7 protein-coding genes are annotated in these 8128 nt (G+C 44.2%); 6 read left to right on the top strand and 1 reads right to left on the bottom strand.

The features are described from left to right. A partial coding sequence (locus tag WAM07_RS11805) for a pyridoxal-phosphate dependent enzyme (protein WP_422167093.1) occupies nucleotides 1–533 on the bottom strand: 533 nt, incomplete at its 3' end. A gap of 216 nt (nucleotides 534–749) precedes the next feature. Between WAM07_RS11805 and WAM07_RS11800 the strand changes: the two genes are divergently transcribed. From WAM07_RS11800 to WAM07_RS11775, 6 genes are read left to right on the top strand one after another with little or no spacing between them, the layout of a single operon-like run. After that, on the top strand, nucleotides 750–1952 hold the full coding sequence (locus tag WAM07_RS11800; RefSeq protein WP_422167091.1) for a M24 family metallopeptidase: 1203 nt from the start codon (nucleotides 750–752) through the stop codon (nucleotides 1950–1952). A gap of 3 nt (nucleotides 1953–1955) precedes the next feature. Continuing rightward, nucleotides 1956–2936 carry a cyclodeaminase gene (locus WAM07_RS11795; protein WP_422167089.1) on the top strand — a complete coding sequence of 327 codons (981 nt, stop codon included), beginning with the start codon at nucleotides 1956–1958 and terminating at the stop codon, nucleotides 2934–2936. Then, the gene (locus tag WAM07_RS11790) at nucleotides 2923–4116 is read left to right on the top strand and encodes a cystathionine gamma-synthase family protein (RefSeq protein WP_422167087.1); all 1194 of its coding nucleotides are present in this window, start codon (nucleotides 2923–2925) and stop codon (nucleotides 4114–4116) included. Before WAM07_RS11795 ends, WAM07_RS11790 begins: the two co-directional genes overlap by 14 nt. 13 nt (nucleotides 4117–4129) lie before the next feature. Beyond that, nucleotides 4130–5317: a M20 metallopeptidase family protein gene (locus WAM07_RS11785; RefSeq protein ID WP_422167085.1), complete on the top strand. Its 1188-nt coding sequence runs from the start codon at nucleotides 4130–4132 to the stop codon at nucleotides 5315–5317. Then, nucleotides 5317–6369 carry a homoserine dehydrogenase gene (locus tag WAM07_RS11780; protein ID WP_422167083.1) on the top strand — a complete coding sequence of 351 codons (1053 nt, stop codon included), beginning with the start codon at nucleotides 5317–5319 and terminating at the stop codon, nucleotides 6367–6369. The genes WAM07_RS11785 and WAM07_RS11780 overlap by 1 nt, the downstream gene beginning before the upstream one ends. 15 nt (nucleotides 6370–6384) lie before the next feature. Further along, the gene (locus WAM07_RS11775) at nucleotides 6385–7830 is read left to right on the top strand and encodes an aldehyde dehydrogenase family protein (RefSeq protein ID WP_422167082.1); all 1446 of its coding nucleotides are present in this window, start codon (nucleotides 6385–6387) and stop codon (nucleotides 7828–7830) included. Nucleotides 7831–8128 lie beyond the last annotated feature (298 nt).

Genomic DNA, 8128 nt, shown 5'->3' with positions numbered 1-8128 from the left:
TATAAGCTTGCCCCAGATATAGCACATTCGTTTCTGGTAATTTTGGGAGCATCAATTGGCATGACTATAGTAGATTTCATGGATGCGCGAGCGGCATATAGAGACCAGGCTGCGCCTGCATTGCCGTTCGTAGGCATAGCCAGTTCTTCCACACCAAGTTCTTTCGCTTTTGAAACTCCTACTGCTGCTCCACGAGCTTTAAATGACCCCGTTGGAATCGTTCCTTCGTCCTTCATGAGTAAATCATGAATACCCATATCTTGTCCGATTCTGTTCATTGTAAGTAATGGACTCATTCCTTCTCCTAAAGTGGTTTTGTATTGTTCATTCTCCAGTGGAAGAAGTTCATGATAGCGCCACAAATCAGGAGAGCGGTTCGCCAGGTGATCTTTCTTCCAATCATTGGCTAATTCATCCAGGTGGTATTCGACCAAAAGCGGAGATCCGCATGTGCATAAATGCTGAGTTTCTTCGCTTGAATAAGTTTTCGAACATTTCGGGCAGTACAAGTGAGATATGTAACTGTAATTCATTTTTGGGGCCTCCTTATAAGTATTAGCTTCATGGTAACACACCATATCGCTGTAGCTTACTAAGGGAGGCTTTTTACAGAAAATGTCGATTTTTAAGTTTGTAGTAAATCTGGTTTTGAAACTTCATACACTTTTTACATTACAAAAAAAAAGCGGGTTGAATAAAATAAAAGTAATCATTATTTAAATATTCGGAAAAAAAGTGGAGGGGTTCAAATGGTGCTTCCTTTTGACATTCTTGAGTATCATCAGCGGTTACAAGAGACAAAAAAGAGTATGGAAGCGAAAGGAATCGAAGTCCTGCTAATTTCAAATCCGGCAAATATGAATTACCTATCAGGGTATGATGCCTGGTCTTTCTATGTTCATCAGATGCTTGTGATTATCATTGATGAGCCTCAGCCTTTATGGATTGGACGTTACCAGGATGCAAATGGTGCCCGGGTTACAACTTGGATTTATGATGAAAATGTAATTGCTTACCCGGATTACTATGTTCACTCTGAAGTTTATCACCCAATGGATTTCATTTCGGAAATTTTAACCCAAATTGGCCATGGAAATCGAAGAGTTGGCGTTGAGATGGACCAATATTACTTTACCGGTATGGCGCTTGAAAGATTGAAAAAAGGAATGCCGGATGCCGTTTTTCAAGATGCTACCCTGCTGGTTAACCGGGTAAGAATGATTAAATCAGACCAGGAAATTGAATATATGAAAAAAGCAGCGAAGATCGCAGATTTAGCGATGCAAAAAGGTGTGGAAAGTATCAGCCCTGGAGTGCGTGAATGTGATACAGCTGCTGAAATTTACTATCAAATGGTCAAAGGAACACCAGAATTTGGAGGAGAGTATCCAGCAATTGTCCCTCTGCTCCCGACCGGTGACCGCACCTCGATTCCACACTTAACGTGGAGCGACCGTCCTTTTGTAGAAGGGAACGCCGTCATTATTGAACTGGCGGGTTGTTACAAGCGTTACCATGTACCACTTGCAAGAACCGTTACGGTTGGACAGCCGAATGAAAAGCTTCAAGTGGTAGCCCCGGTCGTCCTGGAAGGGATTCAGGAAGTTCTTTACGCAGCTAAGCCGGGGGTGACATGCGGGGAGCTTGAAGAAGTATGGAGAAAGACGATTAAGAAGCATGGTTTTGAAAAAGAGGCACGACTTGGCTACTCCGTTGGGCTGAATTATCCGCCGGATTGGGGAGAGCATACCGCAAGTATTCGAAAAGGTGATCCTACCGTCTTAAAGCCGAATATGACGTTTCACCTTATACCGGCTTTATGGTTTGATACGGATGGAATTGAAATCAGTGAAACTTTCCGTATTACGGAAGAAGGTTCTGAACGGTTTACCACTTATCCCCAAGAATTAATTATTAGGGACCATATGGACCTTAGCGGGCAAATCAGCTAGGAGGTGACGATCATCCAATTATTCCATCGGAGTGAAATTAATAATGTGGTTCGTTTAGATAAAAAGGTAGTGGATTTGGTGGAAGAAGGTTTCAATGCACTAAGTGATAACAAAGTCCAAATGCCTCCCATCATGCGAATCGATGTCCCCGAACATAACGGTGAAGTCGATATTAAATCCGCTTATATTAGAGGGTATGATAGTTTTGCTATCAAGCTCTCTTCTGGATTTTTTAATAATCCTCAAATAGGACTGCCAAGTGCGAATGGCCTGATGATACTCTTGAGTACGGAAACAGGCAGACCCATGGCGATTCTTGCAGACCAGGGTCTGCTGACCGACTTACGTACCGCTGCTGCAGGTGCAGTAGCTGCCCGTCATCTCAGTCGCCAGGATAGTCGAACGGCTGGAATTATAGGCACCGGCGCTCAAGCGAGACTGCAGTTGGAAGCTCTTGCGCTTGTTCGTCCCATAGAAAGGGTGCTGGTTTACGGTAGAGATATTGAAAAGGCCAACGCCTATAAAGAAGATATCGAAGAACGACTGAGTCTGCCAGTAGAAGTATGTGCTCACCCGCAGGAAGTTGCAGAAAATAGCGATATTGTGGTAACTACCACCCCTTCATCCGAACCTCTCATAAAAGGGGAATGGTTACAGCCTGGAGTGCATGTCACCGCTATGGGCTCTGATGCCGAACATAAACAGGAACTTGAAACGTCGGTATTGGAACGAGCGGATCAGTTAGTTTGTGATGTGAAAGCGCAGTCTGTGCGGCTGGGAGAACTAAGGAATTGTCACCAGGAAACAGTGAACCGGGCTATTGAGCTCGGAGAAATAACAAGCGGCCGCAAGCAAGGAAGGCAGTCGCCCGATGAAGTTACGGTTTGCGATCTTACAGGGACGGGTGTGCAAGATACGGTCATTGCCCGCCATGTCTATTCATTACTTGTACCTCAGGAGGAGATTATTAATGGAAAAAGCTAAATTCAGTACAAAATCGATTTGGGCCGGAGAAAAAGAACAGTTGGCTTTTGGAGCTACACAGGTACCGGTCGTTCATAGTGTATCGTTTGGTTATGACGACATGGATGAATGGTATGAAGTAGCGATTGGAAATAAACCGGGTCATATTTATGGCCGGAATACCAATCCAACGGTGCAGGCATTTGAAGAAAAAATTCGTATTCTTGAAGGAGCAGATGCTTCTACTAGTTTTTCAACAGGAATGGCTGCGATCAGTAATACTCTGAGTACTTTACTATTCCCAGGAGACCGCGTCGTATCCATTAAAGATACGTATGGCGGCACAAATAAGATCTTCACGGAATTTCTACCAAGACAGCAAGTAGAAGTGATTTTGTGTGATACAGGAGATCATGAAGCTATCGAAAGGGAAGTGGCGAGAGGATGTAAAGTACTTTATCTCGAAAGCCCGACCAACCCGACCGTTAAAATTACGGATATTAAACGAATGGCTGCAGCTGGTAAAGCAGTGGGGGCCACTGTCATCGTGGATAATACTTTTGCTACACCTGTAAATCAGAATCCGTTGGAGCTTGGAGCTGACCTTGTGATCCATAGTGCAACCAAATTCCTTGGGGGGCATGCTGACGCACTTGGCGGAGCTGTATGCGGTGATCGAGCTCTTGTCGAAGCTATTTATCACTATCGTGAAATTAACGGTGCAACTATGGATCCAATGGCAGCTTACCTGATTCTGCGCGGTATGAAAACACTGAAACTCCGAGTTGATCAGCAAAATAAAAACGCAGCAAGTATCGCAGAATATCTGAAAACATTTGATATGGTTGAAGCGGTATTTTATCCAGGTCTTGAGGACCATCCTCACCATGATATAGCGAAAGAGCAAATGACTGGTTTTGGAGGTATGCTCAGTTTTGCAGTTCGCGGCGGAGTGGATACAGTGAGACAACTTCTTCCTAAACTGAAATACGCGAACCGGGCGGCTAACTTGGGATCTGTCGAAACAGTCGTCGGACCTTCACGAACGACCAGCCACGTTGAATGTACCCCAGCTGAAAGACTGGCTATGGGAATTCCGGAGGGACTCATCCGTTACTCCGCTGGCATTGAAGATATTGATGACTTAAAACAGGATCTTGCTCAAGCCTTTAAAGCTATTGAAGCTTATGTCAAAAGCTGAGGAAGTGTAGCTTGTGAGAACCAAAAACGCGGACTTAGTTAAACGCTCTCAAGAACTTCATTCTTCTTTAGTAAAATGGAGAAGAGATTTTCATCAACATCCAGAACTAAGTTTTCAAGAACAACGCACAAGCAGAAAAGTTGAAGAAATCCTGCGCGAAGCAGGGATTGAGAATATTGAAACAAACGTAGGCGGCTGCGGGGTCATTGCAACGATAAGCAATGGCCCGGGGGCTGTGATCGGAGTGCGTGCAGATATGGATGCCCTTCCCATCGAAGAAGAAACAGGTTTCGCCTGGGCTTCAAAAAATCATGGAGTTATGCATGCCTGCGGTCATGACGCCCATACAGCCATTCTGCTTGGGGTAGCTCATCTGTTTATAGAAGATGCGAAGGCCAATCGATTTCGGGGGACGGTTAAGCTTGTCTTTCAACCAGCTGAAGAGAAGTGTGATGAACAAGGGGAAACCGGGGCTGTCAAAATGCTGAACTCCAAAAAGCTGGAAGATCTCGATTCGATACTGGCCCTTCATATGTGTCCCTGGAGAAAACGTGGAGAGGTGCAAATCCATGATGGACCGAGTATGGCAAATAATGATGAGTTCCATATTGCTATTAAAGGAGACGGTGGTCATGCCGGCTACCCTCATCAAACCGTCGATCCGGTGTGGATCAGTACATTTGTACTGCAGAATTTGTACAGTTTAAATGGGCGTAAAGTTGATCCTTTGGACGTGGGGACGATTAGTATTGGAAAAATTCAAGCAGGAGAAGCAAACAATATTATTCCGCATGAAGTAGAGATCCGAGGCACGATGCGTTCGTACTCTAATGAAGTTCGGTATATGCTTATTCACGAAATTAATAAGATTCCTTCCCTCGTGGCATCCCTGGGCGGAGAGTGTGATCTAGTGGTTCAAAAAGGAGAACCCGCGCTCTATAACGCGCCGGAAATTAATGCGTTTTTCAGAAAAGCAGCTTATCCAATGACAATATATAATGAACCTTTTGGAATGGGCAGTGAAGATTTTAGTCATTTTACACAAAAGATTCCCGGAGCCATGTTTTTTTTAGGTTGTGCAACAGAAAAGGTGACCAATCTCCATCAATCTGATTTCAATATAGACGAATCTGCTATGTGTGATGGAGTGAGGGTGCTTGCGGAAAGTACTTATGAATTACTAAAGCAGGGAGGCATTTGATGACAATGAAAATAGCTTTTATTGGTTTTGGAGGGGTCGGTCAGTCGTTGGCTAAAATTATGAAAGAACGCCAGGAAAACCTTAACTCGGTCCATGGACTCGATTTCTCAGTCGTTGCTGTAGCCGATATGCGGCTCGGGGCCGTTTATCATCCGGAAGGGTTGAACTTGGATTTATTATTTGAAGGTATAAGTGAACATGCAACAGTAGAAACCTACCCGGAGGATCACCAGACGATTAAAGGGTGGAGCAGTCTGGAAACGATCAAGCACTCCAATGCTGACGTTATTGTTGAAGTAACGTTTACCGATGTTAAAACAGGAGAGCCTGCCATCTCTCATTGTCGGACTGCTTTTACTCATGGAAAGAGCGTAGTAACGACCAATAAGGGTCCGGTCGCACTTGCTTATGAAGAACTGGTCCAACTGGCCGAAGATCAGGGTGTGTTCTTTGGGTTTGAAGGGACTGTGATGAGCGGCACACCAGCTTTAAGGATGCCGGAAACCACTCTTGCGGGTAATCAGATTACTGAGATTAAAGGCATATTAAATGGAACCACAAACTATATGATAACGGAAATGGAAAAGGGGCTTTCTTATAAGGATGCACTTGAAAAAGCTCAAAAACTGGGATACGCCGAAGCTGATCCAACCAGTGATGTGGAAGGTTATGATGCTCGGTATAAAGTGTCGATTTTATCCAGTCATGTCATGAGGTCCCCTATCCCCCCACATGAAGTAGAGTGTGAAGGAATTAGTGGACTTAACTTGGAAAAAATAAGGGACGCATGGAAAGACGGAGAAAAGTATCGGTTAATTGCTCGTGTAGAAAAAAGTAGTGGAAGCGTGAAGGCAAGTGTTAAACCAGAGAGAATTCCTATGGATGATCCGTTAGCCGGAGTAACCGGAGCTACAAATGCGATTGTCTATGAATGTGATTTAGCAGGGTCGATCATGCTTACTGGAGCAGGTGCAGGTCTTACGGAAACGGGTTATTCATTATTGATTGATTTAATTCACTATCATAAGCAGCGCACACCAACGAAAATATAAGGAGGGTAGCCTGCCATGCAGACAAAAGTGAAAACGATGAAAATGTTACTGGGTGGGGAATGGGTTGATGCTGATCAGACATTTGAAGTTCTTAATCCTCAGAACAACAGGCTGATTGCCTATGTTCCTGCTGCTTCTAAAGAGGATATGCTTGCTGCCATCGAAATAGCAGACCGCACATACAAATCTGTTGATCCATGGCCTGTCCACGAACGAATCCGCGTATTAAATGAAGCGGCTGACTATATGGAAACCCATGCAGAAGAGTATGCTCAAATTCTCTCTTCAGAAGGAAGCAAAACGATTACAGAAGCCCGTGGGGAAGTAAAAAGAGCTACGCAGACGATTCGAATTAGTGCCGAAGAAGCACGAAGAATAAAGGGAGAAACGATAAATTTTGATCAGAATGAAGGAAGTGAACACCGGACCGGTTACTATTACCGTTTTCCAGTAGGGGTCGTCGGTGCGATCACTCCATTTAATGATCCATTAAATCTTGTAGCCCATAAAATTGGTCCTGCGATAGCGGCTGGGAATGCGATTGTCTTAAAGCCTGCCTCGGTAACACCTTTGAGTGCGCTGAAACTAGCCGAAGCTTTAGTAGAAGCGGGTCTTCCAAAAGGTATGCTGTCCGTTATTACAGGATCAGGTAAGCAGATAGGAGATCCTCTTGTTACTCATCCAGCTGTAAAAATGATTTCTTTTACAGGAGGTGGTGATGCAGGGGAGCGAATTTCCAGCCAGGCGGGAACGAAAAAAGTGAGCATGGAATTAGGATCGAATTCCCCGGTTATCGTTTTAAAGGATGCAGACCTTGAAGATGCGGTGTCATCTTGTGTATCAGGAGCTTTTTCGGCCGCCGGCCAAAACTGTATAGGGGTTCAGCGGATTTACGTAGAAGACGAAATTTATCCGGATTTTGTAAAGGATTTTGTGAATTTAACCCATGATTTAAGAGTTGGCGATAAAACGGATGAGGATACTGATGTAGGTCCTATGATTGAAGAGAAAGAAGCCATACGCGTGGAGACGTGGGTGGAAGAAGCTGTTCAGGAAGGAGCGAAAATAGAAGCGGGAGGTAAAAGGGACGGGGCCTTTTATTATCCAACCGTGTTAACGGATGTTTCTGATAATGCTCGAATTGCACAAGAAGAAATATTCGGACCGGTCGTCATCATCCAGCCAGTGAAGAATCTGCAGGAAGGGATTGAAAAGTCCAACAATGTCAATTATGGACTTCAGGCAGGTGTTTTCACCAATAATCTTCAGCACGCCTTTTATGCGATCAAACACATGGACGTTGGCGGTTTAATGATTAATGACAGCAGTGATTATCGTATCGATGAAATGCCATTTGGAGGCACTAAGGGGTCTGGTATCGGAAGAGAAGGGGTCCGTTTCGCGATCGAATCCATGACAGAACAGAAAGTCGTATGCTTCCGCTTACAATCAAATATTTAATAGGGTTATTATGGCCTGTTTTCGATGCCGCTATGTTTCTACATAGCGGTTTTTTTAGTGGAAATTGGAATGCTTGCCTCAGGATAAAAACCATCTAAGAGAGAATAGTAAACGTAAGAAATCCTGAGGAGGATAAAAGATGAAAAAAGGTTTAATTGTATTGTTTACAGCCTTCATTATGTCTCTCGTGCTTACAGCTTGTAACACAGATGAAGGCGCTAGAGAACAACAGCAAAATAACTTTGATGAAGTAAGTTTTGGTCCTGGAGATCAAGGAATTCAGCAGAAGGGTCAAAAT

Source organism: Halobacillus sp., from assembly GCF_049282395.1.
Lineage (GTDB): Bacteria > Bacillota > Bacilli > Bacillales > Halobacillaceae > Halobacillus.
This window is presented reverse-complemented; position numbering and strand designations above follow the sequence as displayed.

Bases quoted from the DNA above. Each gene is read 5' to 3' on its own strand.
- WAM07_RS11800 (WP_422167091.1), top strand. From the start codon at position 750: ATGGTGCTTCCTTTTGACATTCTTGAGTATCATCAGCGGTTACAAGAG.
- WAM07_RS11790 (WP_422167087.1), top strand. From the start codon at position 2,923: ATGGAAAAAGCTAAATTCAGTACAAAATCGATTTGGGCCGGAGAAAAA.
- WAM07_RS11780 (WP_422167083.1), top strand. From the start codon at position 5,317: ATGACAATGAAAATAGCTTTTATTGGTTTTGGAGGGGTCGGTCAGTCG.
- WAM07_RS11775 (WP_422167082.1), top strand. From the start codon at position 6,385: ATGCAGACAAAAGTGAAAACGATGAAAATGTTACTGGGTGGGGAATGG.